This window comes from Acidovorax sp. (assembly GCF_046339755.1).
Classification (GTDB): domain Bacteria; phylum Pseudomonadota; class Gammaproteobacteria; order Burkholderiales; family Burkholderiaceae_C; genus Acidovorax.
Genome location: NZ_JBKDTZ010000284.1, coordinates 1 through 20,155, shown reverse-complemented (window position 1 = coordinate 20,155; position 20,155 = coordinate 1). Strand labels below are relative to the sequence as shown.

Here is a 20,155-nt window from a genome sequence, read left to right as displayed (position 1 = left end):
GCCCTGTGTCGCTCGGAGCCGAGAGGCGATCCTCTGGAGGAGCGGACTGGACGCCGGGCATTGCGGGCCCGCGGCAACCGGCCTGCCGCTGCGAACTCGTGCGTCTCCCTCTTTGCGAGGGGCAGCCCCGATGACGGCGATGGCCACTCCGCATTTGCGCTGCCGCCTGCTAAGCGGTGCGTCCGCGCGGTGGTGGTTGGAAGAGGGCATGGTGCGGGTGGAAGACCTGCCGCGCGTCACCGACCTGGCCTACTCCAACAGCCTGCGCCGCTGGATCACGGCGGAGTTGGCCTGAGCACTGCCCGGAGGTACTAGGACGCCGAGGCGCTGAATTTGCCGGTCTGCAGCCAGGCGGCAATACCGGCTGCCAACTGGTCGCTGTTGCTCTCCATCATCATCATGTGGCCGTTGCCCTGGATGCCCCGGTCGCCCAGCGGAATGAATTCCGCGCGCGCCCCGATGTCGTTCAGCCAGTCGACGATGGGCTTGTCGATGGCGGCCGTGTGGTCCGCGTCGTTGGTGCCCATGATCAGGGCCACGCGCTTGCCCTTGTAGCCCGAGGGGTCGGTCACACGGGGCGCGCTGTTCTCATAGTTCACCCGCTCTAGCAGCAGGCGGGGCGGAATGACGGTCAGGCTGGCCAGGTAGCTGTCCAGGTGCTCGCGCGGGAAGCGCGTGCTGCTGCCGACCAGCTTCTTCGTGGCCCAGCCCGGTTCGGCAACGAAGGGCAGCTTGCGGCTGAGCTTGAGCACCGGAGCGCCGGGTGCCAAGCGGACTTCCACGTCGTCCGACGTGCTGGACAGGAACTCGGTCGGCGCGCTGACGTTGGCCGGCCCGCCAGGTGCGATTGCCACCAGGGAGACGATGCGGTCGCCGAAGAGTTCGAGCAGCTTCCAGCCGAAGGGGCCCGACATCGAATGCGTCATGACGATCGCCGGGCGGTCCAGCGTGGCCAGCACCTTGCCAAGGCCCTTCACGACCGTCTCGCCCGACAGGTCGTCGTAGGGGATGTAGCCGCTGCGACCGGTGCCTGCCCAGTCAGGGACCACCACCTGGTAGCCCTGGGCTGCGAAGAAGGGCGCCCAGCCCGGGCGGCCATCGGCGGTCGCCATGTAGCAGGAGCCGGTGTGCGCCCCGCCGTGGATCAGCACCATGGGCGGCTTGCGGGTCTTCGCGACCGGCTCCAGAACCTCGTAGTAGGTCGAAGGACCGGCCACAAAGCCGCTGCGCACCCGCACGGCGGCGTGGGGGGGCGTGCTGGCGCCGGAGGCGCCGGTGCTGGTGGCCGCGGCTAGGACGGCACCCATGCCAGCACTGGTGCGGAAGAACCTCCGGCGGGAGGCGGGGGGCGTGTTGTGCATCTTGTCTCCTGGTTCTCTGTGGCATTGGCATCGACTCTGGCAGTGCAGGACGGTCGCCGGAGCGTCTGGCGAGGACGGCCCAGCGCGGCCAGGCCATGCCGACCATTATTGTTAATCGACTAACAATATGAAAGCTGGGGCGAACCCTGTTGTGCGCTGTCCAGCCGCCGCGACAGCACCTGCACCTCCTCACTGAACGTGGGCGGAGCGACGCCCTGGCCCCAGACCTCGAGGAGCTGTGTTGCGTCGTCATGCCGCAGATGTCGATGGGCTCGAGGAGCGACCTGGCCGGCTACTCGCAGGAGAGATTTCCCGAGGCGATATGCGAGTTGCGCTTGGGGGCAGGCCGTACGGTGGATGGGCGCGGCGGAACCAGCGTTCCGCATGGCGCGGGCCCCTTTAGCATTCCGGCGGGCCGGGCGCTGGACAGGGTGGTCGCTCGACAGGCGAAGGAAGACCTGTGTTCATACGGATCGTGGCTGGAGAGCGCGTCGCATCTTGCCCGGTACACGAAAGCGCGCAATCCACGATGCCGACGACGAGCCTCTTGGCAACCTATCGAGCAACCATGGTCTCTAGCCGAGCTTCACGTTGACGTTCTTGAGCTGCGTGAACTCCAGCAGTTCCTCCTTGGACTCCTCCCTGCCGACGCCGGACTGCTTGTAGCCGCCGAACGGCGCGCCAGGGATGTGCACCGAACACTCGTTGACCCACACGTAGCCCGACTGGATCCGCTTGGCGGCGCGCAGGCCGGTGTTCAGGCTCGTGGTCCACACCGAGGCCGTCAGTCCGAGCTCCGTGCCATTGACCTCGACCAGCATCCGGTCCTCGTCGTCCCAGGAAAACACCGAGAGCACCGGGCCGAAGATCTCTTCGCGCGCGATCCGCATGTCGGGCCGCACGCCCGTGAAGATGGTGGGCTCGATGAACAGCCCGTCCTTCAGCTGCGCGCCGCGCGCCGCGCGGCCGCCCGTCAGCAGCGTGGCCCCTTCCTCGATGCCGGCCTGGATGTACTGCAGTGTGCGGTCGTACTGGGCGCGGCTCGCCATCGCGCCCATGGTCGTGTCCAGATGGGTCGCGATGCCGGGCCGGTGCTTGCGCGCGAGCTCCTCCGTCACGCGCTGCATGAACTCGTCGTGCAGGGAGCGGTGCACGTACAGGCGGCTCGTGGAGCCGCACGACTGCCCGCACCATGTGAAGTTCATGCCGCGCACGGCCCCCTCCACCGCGCTGCGCAGGTCCGCGTCGGGGTAGATGACCATCGCGTTCTTGCCGCCCAGCTCCAGCAGGGTGCGCTTCATCGTCTCCGCGGCGGACCGCAGCACGGCCTTGCCCGCCCCGACGCTTCCGATCAGCGCGACGGCCTCCACATCCGGGTGCACGGACAGCGCCGCACCTGTGTCCCGGCCGCCGGCGATGCAGTTCAGCACGCCCGGAGGGAATAGGCCGTCCAGGATCTCCATCAGCCGGATGGTCGACAGCGGCGCCTGTTCCGGCGGCTTGAGGATGACCGTGTTGCCCGCAGCGAGCGGCGCGGCGATCTTGCCTGCCGCGAACATGAACGGGTGGTTGAAGGGGAAGATCCGCGCGACGGGGCCGAGCGGCTCCCGCAGCGTGTAGTTCAGGGCGCCGTTGGCGGTGGGGATGGTCTCGCCCTTGATCTCGAGCACCAGTCCCGCGAAGTAGTCCAGCTGGATGGCCGCGATCTCCGCGTCCATCTGCATGGCGCGCACGGGATTGCCGCAGTTGGCGGCGTCCAGCAGCGCAAGCTCGCGTGAATGCAGGCGCACGCGGCGTGCCGCTTCCCGCAGCAGCGCCGCGCGCTGCAGGGGTGGGGTGCCGGCCCAGGCCGGGAAGGCGCCTTTCGCCGAGGCGACCGCCGCGTTGACCTCCGCCGAAGCCGGCGAGGCCACGTCGGCCAGGCGCTCGCCCGTGGACGGGTTGTAGGTCGCGATCGCCGGGCCCGTCCCTTCATGCCAGCGGCCGTCCCAGAACAGCCCGCTCGACCGGGGCAGGACGCGCTGGACGTAGGGGCTCAGGTCGCCGCTGTCCGGCAGGACGATGGGCGCCGCTGTCATGGCTGGCCTCCTTCCTGGTCCTCATGGGAGCGGGTCATGCCGGAGGCCATCGCGGCGCTGTAGCCCGGCGTGACGTGCACGTCGACGACCACGGTCGCGCCTTCCCGCACCGCGGCGACGGCGCGGCCCAGGATCTCGTCGAGCTCCGAGGGGCTGTCCGTCGGCCCGAAGCCCTGCAGGCCGAGCCCGTGCGCGAGGGTGGCCAGATCGGGGTCCGGGTCTCCGATGCGTTGGCCGATCCACCGGTTCTGCACCGGGCGGTCACGATCGCGGGCCACGCGCTCCTGGTGCAGTTCGTCGTTGAAGAACGACCGGTTGTTGCAGACGATGGTAAGCAGGGGAACGCCAGCATTGGCGGCGGTCCACAGTGCTGTCATGCCCATCAGGTAGTCGCCGTCGCCGGTCATCAGCACGGGCAGTCGGTCGGTTCCACGCAGCGCCAGCGCGGCGCCGACGGCCATGCCCGGCCCGGAGCCGATGCCGGCGCCGCCGTCCATGCCCAGGTAGTCCAGCGGATCGCGGAAGTGGCCCATCTCGCCGCTCCAGCCCAGTGGCACACGGATCAGGGTGATGGGCTGCGTGCCCGCGGCCCGGCGCAGGGCGTCGGCGACCATCGCGATGCTGATCGTCCCGTCTTGCGGAACCGGGGGCATGGCCATCGGGCTCTTCGGGGCCTGGAGGGCCGAAGGGCGCTCGGTGCAGGCAGCGCAGAGAAGGGGCACGGCGACGTCCGGCTCCACCGGCATGAACACGTCCACCGGCGGCAGGCCCTGGTGGTCCATGCTCCAGCCCCGGTGGCTGTAGTGGTCGAGCGAGACCTGGATCACCTTGGCGCCGACGCTCTCGTTGCGCCACGCCTGCTGCAGCGTGCCGTTCAGGTCGTACCAGTCCAGGCTCAGCACGACGTCGGCGGCGCGCAGCGTGGCGGCCGCGTCCGGGGTCAGGAAGACGCCCGGCACGGCCGCGTGCAGCGGATGGTCGGTGGGGAACGATGCGCCGGCGCGCAGGTCCGTAAGGACCTGCGCATTCAGCTTCTCGGCCAGCTCGATGCGCTGGCGCCAGCCCTCGCTAGACCTGGAGACCCGCCCCATCAGAATGACCGGGCGGGCCGCGGAGGACAGCAGCGCTGCGGCTCTGGCCAGCTCATCGCTGCCCGGCACGGCGGGGGAGGGAACCTGGTAGCGGCTGACGTCCGGCAGCGCCGGGATCGCATCGATGCGCGTCTCCTGCAGCGAGACATCGAAGCACACGTAGGTGGGGCCGGCGGGTGCGGTCAGCGCGATCTGCTTGGCCCGCAGCAGCGCCTCGTACGACGCGGCGACGGCAGCCGGCTGCGCGTCCCACTTGCTGAAGTCGCGCACCAGCGCGCCCTGGTCCTGCGCGGTGTGCATCCAGTCGATCCAGGGGCGCCGCTGGGCGGCGTCGACCGGGCCCGTCGCCCCCAGGACCAGCACAGGCACGCGATCCACCCAGGCGTTGAAGATGGCCATGGACGCATGCATCAGGCCCACGTTGCTGTGGACGATCGCCGCCAGTGGCTTCCCGGTGACCTTCGCGTAGCCGTGGGCGATCGCAACGGCATGCTCTTCATGCAGCACGACCAGCATCTGCGGGTCGGTGTTGCCGAGGTGGTTCACCAGGCTGTCGTGCAGTCCGCGGAAGCTCGACCCGGGGTTCAGGAGGACATAGGGGATGTCGAGCGCGCGGATCATCTCCGCGATCGCGTCGCTGGCCCACAGGGTGCCGGCGCCGGCGCCCGGTGCGGGGATGTCGCGACGCAAAGGAATGGCTTGCTTCGAATTCAATGGGTACTCCGCTCAGTCGGCCTTGATGCCCGCGCTCTTGATGACGCTCGCCCATCGCGCGGTGTCCTTCTCGACGAGCTGGGTCATCTCCTGTGGCGTGCTCGGCCGCGTCTCGATGCCCTGCTCGGCGAGCTTTTCCTTCACCTGGGGCTCGTTGAGGATCTTGGTGACATCGGCGTTGATCCGCTTGATGACTGCCGCCGACGTCCCTGTGGGAGCCGCCAGGCCGAGCCAGATCTCGCTGTCGTACTGGGGCAGGCCCGCCTCGGCCATTGTCGGGACATCGGCTAGCAGGGTGGCGCGCCGGGTGCCGCCCACGGCGAGTGCGCGTAGCTTCCCAGTGCGGATGTGCGGCAGCAGCGAGTTGATGGCGCCGAACTGCATGTCCACCTGGCCGGCCAGCATGTCGGTGATGGCCGGCGCCGCGCCCTTGTAGGGGATGTGCGTGATGTCGGTGCCCGTCATCGCCTTGAAGAGCTCCGCGGACAGATGCTGCGGACTGCCGGAGCCCGACGAGGCATAGGTCAGCTTGCCCGGGGCGGCCTTCGCGAGATCCACCAGTTCCTTCACGGTCGTCGCCTTCACGTTCGAGTTCGCGACCAGCACGACAGGCACTACGCCGAGTTGCGTGACCTGTGCGAAGTCGCGCGCGACGACGTACGGCGTGCTGGGCAACAGCACCGGATTGATGGACATGGTGTTGTTGTTGGTGATCAGCAGCTTGTAGCCATCCGCAGGGGCCTTGGCCACGTGGTCGGTCCCGATGCTTCCGGCAGCGCCTGCCTTGTTGTCCACGATGACGGGCTGGTTCCAGATCTGGCTGAGCCGCTGGCCGATCACGCGGGCGATGACGTCGTTGCTACCGCCGGGAGTGAACGGAACGATGAGGGTGACCGGCTTGGTGGGGTAGTTTTCTTGCGCGATGGCCACGTGGCCGAGGCCTGCAGCGAGCATGGTGGCGGCCGCGAGCAGCGATCGCCGGGTGGGGCTTGATGGATTCTTCATGGTGTCTCCGGTTGCAGGCAACTACACGTGCCCTAAGAAGAACCCAATGCTAGAAACAAGGTTGATGTGCATCAAGCTTGAATGCGCGGTCAACCTATGAAGAAGCAACGCGGCGTGGCAGCCCGCGTGGCGAGCTAGGGTTCATCCCGAGGTTGATCGATGGTTCAACCGGCGCCGCCCGGTGGCCATCCTGTCCTCCAGGGTGCGCAGGGCTCTCGCGCCCGGAGGTGCGCTGTGCGCCCGCATGGCCAATGCGCTCGGCTTCCATCGTGCCTCGCGGGCATTGGTGAAGACGCCGCACTGTCCTGACAACCGGTCCGCATGTCCGTGTGCCGCTGCACGGTGACCACGGTCTCGCGCACCGGTGCAGCGGGCCGGCGATGGCCCGATAAGCAGCGCGTGGAACTTGGAAGAACGCCGCTGGCGGACGTGCCCGCGTGCCCGTGAACGGCGGGCAGAGGCCGGCGCGCGACTGGCTCGCTGGCCAGGCACCCCATCGGTTGTGAATCGACGTTGCACCGTCTTCGTTCGTCCATTGCTCCTTGCGGCGACAACGGGATTCGAACCCGACGGGATGCTGCGGAGTCCGGCGCGAGGCATTGATCATCCAATCAATCCGGGTTGGTTCCGATGCCGTGCGGGATGGTCTCTGCCAGTGTTTCGCGGCCACCAACGGGTCAGGCGTGAAAGCGTCGCACGCCCGCCACAGCCGGGCGTTCTGAATCCGGAAAATTTGATTAGGCGACTATCAAAAGATTAGGCGTCTATCTATACTGAACGAGCCGGAGGAACCACGATGAACCCGCGAGTCATCGAACGATGTGGTCTTTGGCGGGCTGCGCGTGGAGCTTTCCCATGAGACGCCAGGCGCAATGTGAAGAAGAGGAATCGGGGCCAAGCCCCAAGTTCAACGAAGGAGACAACTATGAACGGAATGGCCAAGCATGCGGTTGCATGCGCCGCGCTGCTGTGCGTTTGCGGCGCAGCCAATGCCCAGAGCAGCGTGACCATGTATGGGCGGGTGGATGCCGGGAGGGACTCGCCGAGATCGGGGGGCTCGAGTGTCAATCGGCTGGTATCGGGCGGAAGTGCGGGGAGCAACCTGGGTTTTCGCGGCGTGGAGGACTTGGGAGGAGGGCTTGCCGCCGTCTTCCGCCTCGAGATGGGCATCAACCTCGACGACGGCACGCTCGGCCAAGGCGGTCGCGCGTTCGGGCGCGAGGCGTCGGTCGGCCTGAGCGATGCGCGGTTCGGCACGCTGCAGATGGGCCGTATTCCCACTCCGTACTACATGGTCCAGAGCAGTGTGGACGCCTTCGTCTGGGAAGGCGCCGGCGGGCTGCTCGCGCTCACCAGAAACGTCAGCCCCACCACGCAGCGCCAGGTGCTGCCGATGGGGGTGTCGGCGCGGCAGGACAACGCGGTCAACTACGTGTCCCCGCGCTGGGGCGGCATCGAGTTCCGCGGCCAGTACTCCTTCGGCGAGAACTCGACGACGATCGGACGCGGGTACGGCGCATCCGCGCGCTACCAGGCCGGGGGCTTCGACCTCAATGCGGGCTTCCAGCGGCAGGAGGGGCCGGACGATGCTGCGGGCAAGGTCTCGGCGATGGTGGTTGGCGGCTCCTACGACGCCCGCTTCGCCAAGTTCTTCCTGGGCATGACGGTGGAGAAGAACTCCTGCGCGACCTGCACCGGGGCAATCGCCCGCATGCCCGGTGCTTCGACGAGCGAATTCCGGCTGACCAACCTCGGCGTGCGCGTGCCGTTCGGACAGTTCACGGCCGTTGCCCAGTTCACCCGCGTCAACGACCGGTCCGACTACACGGCGTTGACGGGCAACCGGGACGCGAACTGGATCTCGCTTGGCGGCGACTACGACCTGTCCAAGAGGACGCGCCTGTACTTCGGCGTGGGACAGATCAGCAACAAGAACGGGTCGCAGTACGTGCTGGGCACCGGCACTGCCCAGGCCCCGGCCATGCTGGTCGGCTCGTCCAGCGGCAGCTCCCGCAACATCTACATGGGGGTCCGTCACAACTTTTGATGGCGACCGGCGGCACGCCGCTGCGGCCCCGCGATGGGCCGCGGTGGCTGGGCGCCGGGATCCCCGCATTGTTATCTCCAAGGTTTGGTGCCGGGGCAACCCGGCGCCTTTTTTTGTGCACGGGCGCCTGCCCGGGGAAAGCGCCGAGAAGGTGGGCAAGGGCATCGTCTCCCGCGCGAGGTCGGGCCGACCGTCCCGCGCCCGAGGCGGTGGCCAAGGTGGCGCGCATTGGGGGCGGCACAAGGAGCCTGCTTGGAGCTGCGCCCCGGAGCGGCGGCGCCGCCTTGATCGGCTCGCGCGGTGGCCTGGTGAGCGCGCGCCGCGGCCGAGGGCCCGTCGCGTCGTCCGTGCAGTCACTGAACATGGACTCTCCCGGACCGCCGATCCCCGGGACCGTCGGATGCGCTGGCGCGTGCCGTTCGGCCGCGCCGCCCGGGCTTTGAGCGACGGCGGGCGCCTTCTCGCGCAGGACTGCACGTTGCGCTTCGGCCTAGTGCTCAGCGATGCGGATGCGCTCGCCCGCTGCCAGGCAAGCGCGGCGGGCAAGGGCAGGACCAGGATCTCCGGAGCGCCGAACCGGTCCGCGTTGATGTCGAGCACGAACTGCGCTTCGTGCAACCGTGCCTGCACCCAGCGGTGACCATGCTGGCGGTCGTCGCCCGCGCGCCGCGTGGCGTGAACGCCTGGCCCATGCCCCTGGAGGGCGACGCGTCCCTTTGTGGCCGGCCACCGCCGACGACGGCGGAGACCTCCGAAAGGCGCGGAGCATGGCGAATTCATTTCTTCGATACAGCGAATAGGCCAGCCTGCGTTGCCGGGCACGCACCGGCCCCCCAGAATTGACAGCGGTCAACAAATCGTCCGCGACAACGAATCGCGGATATCGACAACCGCCCAGGAGACACCCCATGAAAACCTTCCAGGTCGCCGCGGCCCTCGCCGTGTCGCTCATTTGCGCCGCCATTCCGGTGCACGCACAAGCACCAGCTTCCCGTGACTATCCCAGCCGGCCGATCCGGATGATCGTACCGTTCCCCGCCGGCGGTCCCACCGACCTGCTGGCCCGCGTCGTCGGGCAGCGTATGGGCGAGTTGATGCGCCAGCCGATCGTGGTGGACAACAAGCCGGGCGCCAACACCATCATTGGCGCCGATGCCGTCGCGAAGGCGGCGCCGGACGGCTACACGCTGCTGATGGCCATCGACAACACGCTGGTGATGAACCAGTACCTCTACGCCAAGCTGCCCTACGATCCCGTCCAGGATTTCGAGCCGATCGGCAAGGTGGCCACCACGCCCCTGGTGGTCATGACCCACCAGGCCGGACCCCAGTCCATGCAGGCGCTGCTCGCGCAGTCCAAGGCCGGCGCCGCCGCAATGAGCTATGGCTTCGGCACCTTCACGTCCCAGCTCTCCGGCGAGCTGCTCAAGCGCACGCTGGGCAAGGAGGTGGTCTCGGTGCCCTACAAGGGCAGCGCGGGCACGACCCAGAGCCTGCTGACCAAGGACGTCACGTTCACCATCGACGGCATCACGACCGCCATGCCCCATTTCGAGAAGGGCACGCTGCGGCCGCTCGCGCGCCTGAGCGCCAAGCCCATCCCCACGCTGCCCAACGTGCCATCGATGGCCGATGTGGGGATCAAGCTGCCCGACATCGACGTGTGGATGGCGTTGCTGGCGCCCAAGGGCACGCCCGCTGCGGTGGTGGACGAGCTCAACCGCGCGCTGACGCAAGCCCTCGCGTCCAAGGACGTGCAGGAGACGCTCCTGGGCGCCGGGCTGCTGGCCGACGCCAGCTCGCCGCAGGCGCTGCGCAGCTTCATCGCCTCGGAGGCCGCGAGGTGGCGTCCCGTCATCGCGGAAGCCGGAATCAGGATCGATTGACATTCACTAAGGAGATTCACCATGACCACGAACAGCCCCAGCCACAGCTTCGCCCCGATCGTCAACAGCGCCGCGGAGTGGCGCGCGGAGATGGCGCGCCTGAACAAGCCGGGCCAGCCCAGCTTCTTCCACATCCGGACCCAGTTGCCGAAGCAGGGCCGCACCAACCAGGTCCTCGGCGCGTCGCGCTACATGAACGTGGTGCTCAAGACCTACGCGAGCGGTGGCGAGAACGAGATCCACGCGCATTCCAACGAGGACCACGTGTTCGTCATCCTGCAGGGCGGCGCGGTGTTCCACGGGCCGAATGGCGAGACGCGCGAGGCAGGCAGGAACGATTGCGTGCTGCTGCCGGCCGGCACCTTCTACTGGTTCCACGCCAAGGAAGACCGCGAGGAACTCGTCATGCTGCGCATCGGCGCGCACATCGACCCCGACAGCGACGTGCTCGCGCGCATCGACCTGGAGGGCAAGCCCTTCGATGGCTATTCCGAGAAGAACAAGGAAGTGCCCGTGGTGCTGCACGAGGATCGGATCTTCGAATGAGCGGCCCGTCGCCTGCAACGAGCGCGCGAGCTTCCGCGGAGATTCCGCTGTGCCAGCCTCCCGATCCCGCTCCCCGCAAGCCCAGGCTGATCTGCCCGCCGGGGACCGCGGATTGCCATGTGCATGTCTATGGCCCCGCCGACCGCTATCCCGTGGCCGCGACGCGCGCCTTCGATGTGCCCGACGCCTTGCCGGCGCGGCTGCGCGCGCTGCACGACACCCTGGGCGTCGAGCGCCTGGTGCTCGTGCAGCCCAGCGGCTATGGCACCGACAACCGGCGGCACCTGGAGGCGGTGGCCGAGCTGGGCCGGCCGGCGCGCGTCATCGTCGCGCTGCGGGCCGAGGTGCAGGATGCCGAACTGGACCGCCTGCACGAAGCCGGCGTGCGGGGAGTGCGCTACAACATCGGCCATGCAGGTGCCGTCCCGCTGGCCGAGATGCCCGCGCTGGCGGCGCGCATCGCCCGCCTGGGTTGGCATGTGCAGCTCCACGTCATGGATGACCAGGGCCGAGCTCCGCTGGCCGAGATGGAGCCCACCCTGCGCGAACTGCCCACCGACGTCGTGATCGACCACATGGGCTCGCTCAGGCCGGGAGACGGCGTGGGGCAGCCTGGCTTCCAGGCGCTGCTGAGGCTGGTGAACACGGGGCGGTGCTGGGTCAAGCTGTCCTGCGGCTACCGGATGTCGGCGCTGCCTCCGCCCTACGAGGACATGGTGCCCTACGTCCAGGCGCTGCTGGCCGCCCGGCCGGACCGCCTGGTATGGGCCAGCGACTGGCCGCACGTCTCGTTCAAGGGCGAGATGCCCAACACCACGGACCTGCTGGACCAGATGCTGACCTGGGTGCCCGACGGAGCACAGCGCCACCAGATCCTGGTGCGCAACCCCGAGCAGTTGTACGGGTTCTGAGCGGCCCGCCCCGGCGCCGCCGACCCCCTGCGATCAAAAGAAAGAGGAGACACCCATGCCCATGTTCCATCTGCTGCGCCGCGCGGCGCAGCGCGCCACGCTGCTCGTCCCGATGCTGCTGCTACCGGTCCTCCCCGCCGCTGCGCAGGCGCAGGCCGCGGCCAGCTTCCCCGCCAGGCCGGTGCGTCTGATCGTGCCCTTCCCGGCCGGTGGGCCCGCCGACGTGCTGGGCCGAGCGATCGCGCAACGCCTGTCCGAAAAGTGGCGCCAGCCCGTCGTCGTCGACAACAAGGGCGGGGCCAACACGCTGATCGCGGCGCAGGAGGCCGCCCGGGCCGCGCCCGACGGCTACACCTTGTTCATGCCCCTGGATTCGACCTACACGCTGAACCCGGCGCTGTATTCGCGGCTGCCCTACGATCCGATCAAGGACTTCGCGTCCATCTCGATCGTCGCCCGCCAGTCCCTGGTGCTCACCGCAACCGACCGGACACCCTTCAGGGCGGTGGCCGACCTGGTGGCTGCCGCCCGGGCCCAGCCCGGCAGCATCAACTACGGCTCCAGCACCACGTCCACACAGCTCGCAGGCGAGATGTTCACGCGGCAGAGCGGGATCAAGCTGGTCCAGGTGCCGTACCGCGGCGCCTCGGAGGTCGTCAAAGGAATGCTCTCGGGGGACGTCGAGGTCAGCTTCGACGGCATCGCCGCCAATGTCCCGCACATCCAGTCCGGGAAGATCCGTGCACTGGCCACGACGGGTCCGGTCCGCTCCGCGGCCTTGCCCGACGTGCCGACGCTGGCGGAGGCCGGGCTCAAGGGCTACGAACTGTTGATGTGGAATGCACTGTCCGCGCCCGCCGGCACGCCGCGGGCGATCATCGACAAGATCCACAAGGACGTTGTGGAGGTCGTGCAGCGCAAGGAAGTCAGGGACCAGCTCATGGTGTTCGGTCTGGAGACGGCGGGCACCACGCCCGAGGAGATGGACGAGACCATCCGGCGGGAGACCGCCAAGTACGCGCCCCTGATCAAGGAGCTCGGGCTCAAGCTGAACTGAAGGGCGCATCGGCATGACCGCCCCAGCACTCGACTACGGATCGGGCGGGCGCATCGGCGTGCTGCTGCCCTCCGTGAACCAGGCCGCCGAGCCGCAACTGCGCGCGATGCTTCCCGCCGACATCGCCATCGCGGTCACGCGGCTGAAGCTCGTGGACAGTTCGGAGGCGAGCCTGCTGGGCATGGCCCGGGATGTCGAGCCGGCGGCCGAGCTGCTCGCGGACGCGGGCGTCGACATCGTGGTGTTCCATTGCACCGCCGTGTCGACCTACAGCACCGAGCTGGAGGCGTCGATTCTCGCGCGCATCCAGTCCGCGACTGGGCTGCCCTGCGTGGCCACGTCGCAGGCCCTGGTGGCGGCGCTGCAGGCCCTGCCCGCGCGGCGCGTGGTGCTGCTCTCCCCGTACACGGCGGCCGTCAATGACCGGGAGGCGGCTTACTTCGCCGAGCATGGATTCGAGATCCTCGGCAACGCCGGCCTGGATTGCCGCACCGGCCGCGAGATGATGGCCATCGCGCCGCAGGCGTGGCATGCGTTCGCCACGCGCCATGCCCATGCGCGGGCGGACGCATACGTCCTCAGTTGCACCACCGTGCGGACGGCCGAGACCATCGAGGCCCTGGAGCGTTCCCTGGGACGGCCCGTCGTCACGAGCAACACGGCGGTGGCCTGGTACTGCATGCGCAAGCTTGGCGCGCTGCCGGGGGTTCCAGGCTACGGCCGCCTGCTGGCCCGCGCCGGAGCACCCTGACGCGGTCCGGGGCGCGGCCCGACCGCCGGAGGAGGGCGGGGTGAACCTCACAACCTCGCGCCTGGGCATTCCTGCCCTCGCACCGTGTGGAACCGGCAGCAGGGCGCCCGCAACACCGCGAAGGCGGGCTCGCGGACGCCAGGGGCCTTCGCGGTTCAGAAGGCTTCGGTGTCGACCTCGTTCGCGCTCTGCGCGCTGTAGCGCTGGCCGACCACGGTAAGTTCGTTGATCAGAACGTTCAGCCGCTCGATCACCGCGGCGTGCAGCCGCATGTTGGCGGCGCCCAGGTCGTCCAGCAGGTGTTCCACGCTCGTGGTGCCGGGAATGGGGACGATGTGGCCGCCCTGGTGCAGCAGCCAGGCCAGGGCCAGCTGTGCCGGGGTGCAGCCCGCGTCCCGCGCGATCCTGCGGTAGCCGTCCAGCAGCTTCAGGTTGGCCGCGTAGGCCTCGGGCGCGAAGCGCGGCATGGCGCGGCGGATGTCCTTCTCGTGGAGCGCACCCACGTCCACGAGTTCGCCGCAGAGGAAGCCGCGCGCCAGGGGACTGAAGGCAACGAAGGCCGCGCCCAGCTCGCGGCACGCGTCGAGCACCGCGATCTCCGGGTTGCGCGTCCACAGCGAGTACTCGGTCTGCACGGCGGCGACGGGGTGCACGGCGTGCGCGCGGTGCAATGTGGCGGCGGAGACCTCCGACAGGCCGATGGCCCGCACCTTGCCTGCCGCGACCAGCCGCGACAGCTCGCCCACCGAGTCCTCGATGGGCACCTGCTTGTCCCAGCGGTGCAGGTAGTACAGGTCGATCACGTCGGTGCCCAGGCGGCGCAGGCTGTCCTCGCAGTTGCTGCGCAGCGTGGCGGGGCGGCCGTCGATCACGCGGCGCGTCACGCCGTCCTCGCCCTTCACGCCGGCCATGCCGCCCTTGCTGCACAGGGTGATGCGCTGGCGATGGGGCCGGAGGACGCGGCCCACCAACTCCTCGTTGGCACCGAAGCCGTACAGCGCCGCCGTGTCGAACAGCGTCACGCCGGCATCCAGCGCCGCCAGCAGCACGCGCTCACCCGTGTCGGCGGAGACGGGCGCGCCGTAGGCGTGCGAGAGGTTCATGCAGCCCAGACCGATGGCGCTGACTTCGAATGGGCCGAGGGTGCGTGTCTGCATTGCGCTTCTCCCAGGAAGAACGCCCGCGGCGCTTGCCGTGCAGGCAGTGGAAACGATACAGTGCCAAATGGCGCGGACTCAGTTGAGTTGCCGTTCCAGGCCGTTCAGCACCTGGTAGCACGGCAGGACCTGTGCCACGCTGGCATTGGGCTCCCGGCCTTCCTTGATCGCGGCGAAGAACTCGCGGTCCTGCAGCTCGATGCCGTTCATGCTCACGTCGACCTGGCTCACGTCCACCGGCGTCTCGGGGCCCTTGCTGTGCGACTGCACCAGGTCGTCGTAGCGCGCGATGTAGGTGGCGGTGTCGCCGATGTAGCGGAAGAAGGTGCCCAGCGGGCCGTCGTTGTTGAACGAGAGGCTGAGCGTGCAGATGGCGCCGTTGGCTGCCTGCAGCTGGATGCTCATGTCCATCGCGATGCCCAGCTCCTTGTGAATCGGGCCCTGGATCGCGTTGGCCTTCACGATCGGGCTGCCGGCCTGGTAGGCGAACAGGTCCACGGTGTGGGCGGCGTGGTGCCACAGCAGGTGGTCGGTCCAGCTGCGCGGCTGGCCCAGCGCGTTCATGTTGGTGCGGCGGAAGAAGAACGTCTGCACATCCATCTGCTGGATATTGAACTCGCCCGCCTTGATCTTCTTGTGCACGTACTGGTGGCTGGGGTTGAAGCGGCGGGTGTGGCCGCACATGGCGACGAGGCCGGTCTGCTTCTGCAGGGCGGCGACCTTCTCGCCGTCGGCCAGCACGTCGCACAGCGGGATCTCGACCTGCACGTGCTTGCCGGCTTCCAGGCAGGCGATGGACTGGCTGGCATGCATCTGCGTGGGGGTGCAGAGGATCACCGCGTCCACTTCCTTGATGGCCAGGCTGTCTTCGAGCTTGGTGGTCACGTGCTGGATGCCATACTTGTCGGCCACTTCCCGGGTCTTGGCCAGGTCGCGGCTGACGAGGGAGACGACTTCGACACCGTCGATGTTCTTGATGCCGTCCAGGTGCTTGATGCCGAAGGCGCCGGCGCCGGCCAGGGCTACTTTGATGGTCATGGTGGGGGTCCTTTACGGGTTGATTCGAAATCAGCCAGCCTCAGGCGGGCTGATTCTCCAGGATCAGGTGGCCCACCGCGGTGTTGCTGGCGGGCACATGGAAGAAGCGGTACACCACCTTGGGCGCAGGTCCGCCAGCGACGTCGGCCATGGCGCCGCGGGCGATGAGCCACATCACCAGCTCGATGCCTTCGCTGCCGGCCTCGCGCACGTATTCGATGTGCGGCACCTTGGCCAGCTCGGCGGGCTCGGCGATGAGGCGGTCCAGGAACCGGTTGTCCCAGTCCTTGTTGATGAGGCCGGCGCGCGGGCCCTGCAGCTGGTGGCTCATGCCGCCCGTGCCCCAGATCTGCACGTTGAGGTCTTCGTCGAACGACTCGATGGCCTTGCGGATCGCCTTGCCCAGCTGGAAGCAGCGGTTGCCCGAGGGCACGGGGTACTGCACCACGTTGACGGCGAACGGGATGACCTTGCAGGGCCAGCGATAGTCGGACTGGGGGGGCTGACCGAACATCAGCGACAGCGGCACGGTGAGGCCGTGGTCCACGTCCATCTTGTTGACGATGGTGAGGTCGAAGTCGTCCTGGATGACGGACTGCGCGATGTGCGCCGCCAGCGCCGGATGGCCGTGGACGGCGGGCACAGGGCGCGGGCCCCAGCCTTCGTCGGCGGGCTGGTACTCGGCGGCCGTACCGATGGCGAAGGTCGGGATCATGTCCAGGCTGAACGCGGTGGCGTGGTCGTTGAAGACCAGGAACACCACGTCGGGCTTCTGGGCCTTTTCCCATTCCTTGGAGAAGTCGTAGCCCGCGAACAGCGGCTGCCAGTACGGTTCCTGGGTCTTGCCCAGATCGATGGCGGCGCCGATGGCGGGCACGTGGGAGGTGTAGACGGATGCGGTGATCTTGGCCATGTCAGTTGCTGCCCGTGGTTTTATGGCCGGCCTTGCCTTGGGGTTGGTGTTGCGGCTGGGCGTCGCCGTCCTCGCCGAGAAAACGGTTGCCCTCCGGGGAGCGGCCGCCACCGACCATCATGTTGCGGTATTCCTCCTCGGTCATGCCGGTCATGCTGCCGGCCATCTGCTGGAAGCTCTTGCCGTCGGTGGCGCCGATCTTGGCCAGGAAGTAGATGTTGCCGCCCGTGCGCATGCACCAGTTGAGGTCGCGGGCCAGCACGGCCTGCTTCTGTTCCTCGGTCATGGCCCATTCGTCGAGGTAGGCGCGCTCGTCGGCCTTGAAGCGCTCGCGGTTCTCTGCCTTCATCAGCGACATGCAGAACTGGTTGAGCCAGTAGCCTTTGCGGGACTGCTCGGCATCGAAGATGATGGTGCCGGGCACGTCGAGGTAGGGTTTGTCGAGGGACATGGCGCGCTCTCCTTACTTCGCCTCTTCGGGCCAATACAGGCGCATGGGGTTGTCCACGAGCAGCTTCTTTTGCAGCTCGGCCGTGGGCGCGATGTGGGGGATGAAGTCCACCAGCAGGCCGTCGTCGGGCATGTGGTCCTTGAGGTTGGGGTGCGGCCAGTCGGTGCCCCAGAGCACGCGGTCGGGGAACTCCTCCACCACCTTTCGCGCGAACGGCACCACGTCCTGGTAGGCCGCCTGCTCGCCGTTGAGCGCCTTCGGCCCGGTGACCGACAGGCGCTCGGGGCAACTGACCTTGCTCCACACGTTGGGGTGCTGGCGCATGAACTTCAGGAACAGCTCGAACTCGGGCCCATCGATGGGCTTGGTCACGTCGGGCCGGCCCATGTGGTCCACCACCACGGTGGTAGGCAAGGCCGTGAAGAAATCCCACAGCTCGGGCAGGTCCACCGCCTCGAAGTAGATCACCACATGCCAGCCGAGCTTGGCGATGCGGCCGGCGATCTCCAGCAGCTCGTCCTTGGGCGTGAAGTCCACCAGGCGCTTGACGAAGTTGAAGCGCACGCCGCGCACACCGGCGGCGTGCAGGGCCTGCAATTCTTCATCGGTCACCGAGCGCTTGACCGTGGCCACGCCGCGCGCCTTGCCACCGCTGGACAGGCAGGCATCGACCATGGCGCGGTTGTCGGCGCCGTGGCAGGTGGCCTGCACCACCACGTTGCGGGCAAAGCCCAGGTGGTCGCGCAGCGCGTACAGCTCGTGCTTCGAGGCATCGCAGGGCGTGTACTTGCGCTCGGGCGCGTAGGGGAACTCCGCGCCCGGGCCGAACACGTGGCAGTGCGCGTCCACGCTGCCGGGCGGCACCTGGAAGCGGGGCTTGCTGGGTCCGGCGTACCAGTCGAGCCAGCCTGGGGTTTTCGTGAAAGTGCTCATGCGGTGGGTTCCTTGAGAGATTGCAACAGGCGGTCGGCCTCGGCGCGCCAGTCGGCGGCGCGCGCGAATCCCGGAGCGCCGCGTTCGCCGAACGACCCGGCGTCCGCGCGGTCCGCCATCCAGGCCTGGCGCTCGGCTGTGCCCTGCGCGGAGAAGGCGGGCATGCCCGCTTCGCGCACCGTGTTCGCGGACTCGTGCATCTCCTCGCTGCGGCGGCGGCCATGCTCGATCACGCGCTGGAAGAAATAGGCGCCCTGCTTCTCCCAGTCGATGCCGGGAAAGGTCTCCTGGAGCGAGGCGATGACCGCGTCCTCCACGCCGTAGTGCCGCGCGGCCGTGAAGCTCTCGATCACCAGCGCCTCCAGGCCCTTGACCATCACGCTGCGGCACATCTTGGTGGCCGAGGCCACGCCCAGCCGGTCGCTGACGACCTTGGCGACGAAGCCCAGCGGCGCGATGGCCTCGGCCAGCGCCCTGGCCGAGGCGCCGCCCAGCAGCAGCGGGACCTTGATGCGGTAAGGTGGAATGCTGGTCATCACCGCGCCTTCGACGTACCGGGCACCGGCCGCATCAATCAGCGCGCCGGCCGCCTGCTTGGCACCCGGGGAGGCCGAGTTGAAGTCCAGATAGAAGGCTTCCTTGCGCACCTGCGGAGCGCACGCCCGGGCCACGTCCAGCGTCTGGCTGGCGGTGACGGCGCTGATCACGAAGTCGGCAGTGGCCGCGAGCCGGGCGTGGCTGTCGAGCAACTCGACGCCATGGGCCCGCGCGTGCTCCAACAAGGGCCGTTGTAGCGCACCGCCGAGCTTGCGGTCGTAGGCCGAGACGCGCAGCCCCTGGGCGCGCAGGTCCTCGCAGAGAATGCGGCCGACCTCGCCGTAGCCGACGAGGCCGATGTGCCAGTCCTGCGCCGATGCGGGGATGGGCATGGCGTAGGTCCTCAGTCGATGTAGCGCAGCCCGGCCTTTTCGAGCCCGGGGCGCATGTTGTACATATCCAGGCCGAGCACGCCCGAGGCGAGCTTGGCGCGTTTCTCGCCCTCGAAGCTCTCGCGCTTGCGCGCGGCCTCGAGCGTCTCGGCGGCGCGCGCGGCGGGCACGCAGACCACGCCATCGTCGTCGGCCACGATCACGTCGCCCGGCGTGACCCACATGCCGGCGCACACCACCGGGATGTTGACCGAGCCCAGCGTGGCCTTGATCGTGCCCTTGCTGGAAATGGCGCGGCTCCACACGGGGAAATTCATCTCCTGCAGGGTCTTCACGTCGCGCACGCCGGCGTCGATGATGAGCGCCCGCGCACCGCGCGCCTGGAACGAGGTGGCCAGCAGGTCGCCGAAATAGCCATCGGTGCATTCGGAGGTGACGGCCGCCACCACCACGTCGCCGGGCTGGATCTGCTCGGCCGCCACGTGCATCATCCAGTTGTCGCCGGGCTGCAGCAGCACGGTGACGGCTGTGCCGCTGACCTGCTGGCCGCCGTAGATGGGGCGCATGTAGGGCTTGAGCAGGCCCACGCGGCCCATGGCCTCGTGCACGGTAGCCGAGCCGAGGGCAGCCAGGCCGTCAGCGGCTGCGCGATCGGCGCGGGTGATGTTGCGGTAGACAACGCCTAATTCGTACATGTCAGAGCCCCTTTGCCTTCAGTCGTGAATCGAGTCGGGAGAACACGCGGCGCACATTGCCTTCGTAGATCTGGTGCTTGTCGTCGCCGCTCAGGATCTTCGACGCTTCGATGTAGCGCTTGGTGTCGTCGTAGTAATTTCCGGTGGTGGGGTCGATGCCGCGCACGGCGCCGATCATCTCGGAGGCGAACAGCACGTTCTTCACGGGGATCACGGTGTTGAGCAGGTCGATGCCCGGCTGGTGGTACACGCAGGTGTCGAAGAAGATGTTGTTCAGCAGGTGGTCTTCGAGCAGGGGCTTCTTCATCTCCTGCGCCAGGCCGCGGAAACGGCCCCAGTGGTAGGGCACGGCACCGCCGCCGTGCGGGATCAGGAACTTGAGCGTGGGGAAGTCCTTGAACAGGTCGCCCTGGATGCACTGCATGAAGGCCGTGGTGTCGGCGTTCAGGTAGTGCGCGCCCGTGGTGTGGAAGCACGCGTTGCAGCTGGTGCTCACGTGGATCATGGCGGGCAGGTCGTACTCCACCATCTTCTCGTAGATGGGGTACCAGTGGCGGTCGGTCAGCGGCGGGCTGGTCCAGTGGCCGCCCGA

19 protein-coding genes are annotated in these 20,155 nt (G+C 68.3%); 7 read left to right on the top strand and 12 right to left on the bottom strand.

Features of this window, described 5'->3' with window-relative positions; translation table 11 throughout:
- Nucleotides 1-130: 130 nt before the first annotated feature.
- Entirely contained in the window at nt 131-295 is a 165-nt protein-coding gene (locus ACK59X_RS24620; RefSeq protein ID WP_172739421.1) for a hypothetical protein, read from the top strand.
- A gap of 16 nt (nt 296-311) precedes the next feature.
- Here the strand turns inward: ACK59X_RS24620 and ACK59X_RS24615 are convergent, their stop codons facing one another.
- From ACK59X_RS24615 to ACK59X_RS24600, 4 genes are all read right to left on the bottom strand, one after another.
- Nucleotides 312-1,307, bottom strand: a complete 996-nt coding sequence (locus tag ACK59X_RS24615; RefSeq protein WP_017404457.1) for an alpha/beta fold hydrolase — start codon at nt 1,305-1,307, stop codon at nt 312-314.
- A 629-nt stretch (nt 1,308-1,936) separates the two neighbouring features.
- A complete protein-coding gene (locus ACK59X_RS24610) occupies nt 1,937-3,439 on the bottom strand; it encodes an aldehyde dehydrogenase family protein (protein ID WP_409960977.1) in 1,503 nt (500 codons plus the stop codon).
- Nucleotides 3,436-5,244, bottom strand: coding sequence for a thiamine pyrophosphate-binding protein (locus ACK59X_RS24605; protein ID WP_409960976.1), 1,809 nt, complete (start codon nt 5,242-5,244; stop codon nt 3,436-3,438). Before ACK59X_RS24605 ends, ACK59X_RS24610 begins: the two co-directional genes overlap by 4 nt.
- 12 nt (nt 5,245-5,256) lie before the next feature.
- Nucleotides 5,257-6,249, bottom strand: coding sequence for a tripartite tricarboxylate transporter substrate binding protein (locus ACK59X_RS24600; RefSeq protein WP_409960975.1), 993 nt, complete (start codon nt 6,247-6,249; stop codon nt 5,257-5,259).
- 925 nt (nt 6,250-7,174) lie between these two features.
- On the opposite strand from ACK59X_RS24600, the gene ACK59X_RS24595 reads away from it, so the two are divergent.
- The 6 genes from ACK59X_RS24595 (at nt 7,175) to ACK59X_RS24570 (ending at nt 13,447) form a co-directional block, all read left to right on the top strand.
- Nucleotides 7,175-8,296: a porin gene (locus ACK59X_RS24595; protein WP_409960974.1), complete on the top strand. Its 1,122-nt coding sequence runs from the start codon at nt 7,175-7,177 to the stop codon at nt 8,294-8,296.
- A gap of 908 nt (nt 8,297-9,204) precedes the next feature.
- Nucleotides 9,205-10,182, top strand: a complete 978-nt coding sequence (locus ACK59X_RS24590) for a Bug family tripartite tricarboxylate transporter substrate binding protein (protein WP_409960973.1) — start codon at nt 9,205-9,207, stop codon at nt 10,180-10,182.
- A 21-nt stretch (nt 10,183-10,203) separates the two neighbouring features.
- Entirely contained in the window at nt 10,204-10,728 is a 525-nt protein-coding gene (locus ACK59X_RS24585; RefSeq protein WP_017404464.1) for a cupin domain-containing protein, read from the top strand.
- A gap of 119 nt (nt 10,729-10,847) precedes the next feature.
- A complete protein-coding gene (locus ACK59X_RS24580) occupies nt 10,848-11,639 on the top strand; it encodes an amidohydrolase family protein (protein WP_017404465.1) in 792 nt (263 codons plus the stop codon).
- 55 nt (nt 11,640-11,694) lie between these two features.
- On the top strand, nt 11,695-12,696 hold the full coding sequence (locus ACK59X_RS24575) for a Bug family tripartite tricarboxylate transporter substrate binding protein (RefSeq protein ID WP_017404466.1): 1,002 nt from the start codon (nt 11,695-11,697) through the stop codon (nt 12,694-12,696).
- 13 nt (nt 12,697-12,709) lie between these two features.
- Nucleotides 12,710-13,447 carry an aspartate/glutamate racemase family protein gene (locus tag ACK59X_RS24570; RefSeq protein WP_017404467.1) on the top strand — a complete coding sequence of 246 codons (738 nt, stop codon included), beginning with the start codon at nt 12,710-12,712 and terminating at the stop codon, nt 13,445-13,447.
- A gap of 155 nt (nt 13,448-13,602) precedes the next feature.
- On the opposite strand, the gene ACK59X_RS24565 is transcribed toward ACK59X_RS24570, so the two are convergent.
- The 8 genes from ACK59X_RS24565 to ACK59X_RS24530 all read right to left on the bottom strand — a co-directional run.
- The gene (locus ACK59X_RS24565; protein WP_017404468.1) at nt 13,603-14,604 is read right to left on the bottom strand and encodes an aldo/keto reductase; all 1,002 of its coding nucleotides are present in this window, start codon (nt 14,602-14,604) and stop codon (nt 13,603-13,605) included.
- 78 nt (nt 14,605-14,682) lie between these two features.
- Nucleotides 14,683-15,642, bottom strand: coding sequence for a Gfo/Idh/MocA family oxidoreductase (locus ACK59X_RS24560; RefSeq protein ID WP_059400363.1), 960 nt, complete (start codon nt 15,640-15,642; stop codon nt 14,683-14,685).
- Between the two features lie 40 nt (nt 15,643-15,682).
- On the bottom strand, nt 15,683-16,555 hold the full coding sequence (locus ACK59X_RS24555; protein WP_059400364.1) for a class III extradiol dioxygenase subunit beta: 873 nt from the start codon (nt 16,553-16,555) through the stop codon (nt 15,683-15,685).
- Nucleotide 16,556: 1 nt separating this feature from the next.
- Nucleotides 16,557-17,006, bottom strand: a complete 450-nt coding sequence (gene ligA / locus ACK59X_RS24550; RefSeq protein WP_059400365.1) for a protocatechuate 4,5-dioxygenase subunit alpha — start codon at nt 17,004-17,006, stop codon at nt 16,557-16,559.
- A gap of 12 nt (nt 17,007-17,018) precedes the next feature.
- Nucleotides 17,019-17,939: an amidohydrolase family protein gene (locus ACK59X_RS24545; protein WP_059400366.1), complete on the bottom strand. Its 921-nt coding sequence runs from the start codon at nt 17,937-17,939 to the stop codon at nt 17,019-17,021.
- Nucleotides 17,936-18,868 carry a DUF1932 domain-containing protein gene (locus ACK59X_RS24540; RefSeq protein ID WP_409960972.1) on the bottom strand — a complete coding sequence of 311 codons (933 nt, stop codon included), beginning with the start codon at nt 18,866-18,868 and terminating at the stop codon, nt 17,936-17,938. Before ACK59X_RS24540 ends, ACK59X_RS24545 begins: the two co-directional genes overlap by 4 nt.
- An 11-nt stretch (nt 18,869-18,879) precedes the next feature.
- A complete protein-coding gene (ligK, locus tag ACK59X_RS24535) occupies nt 18,880-19,563 on the bottom strand; it encodes a 4-carboxy-4-hydroxy-2-oxoadipate aldolase/oxaloacetate decarboxylase (RefSeq protein WP_059400367.1) in 684 nt (227 codons plus the stop codon).
- 1 nt (nt 19,564) lies between these two features.
- Nucleotides 19,565-20,155: amidohydrolase family protein (locus ACK59X_RS24530; RefSeq protein ID WP_409960971.1), on the bottom strand; the 591-nt coding region annotated here is incomplete at its 5' end.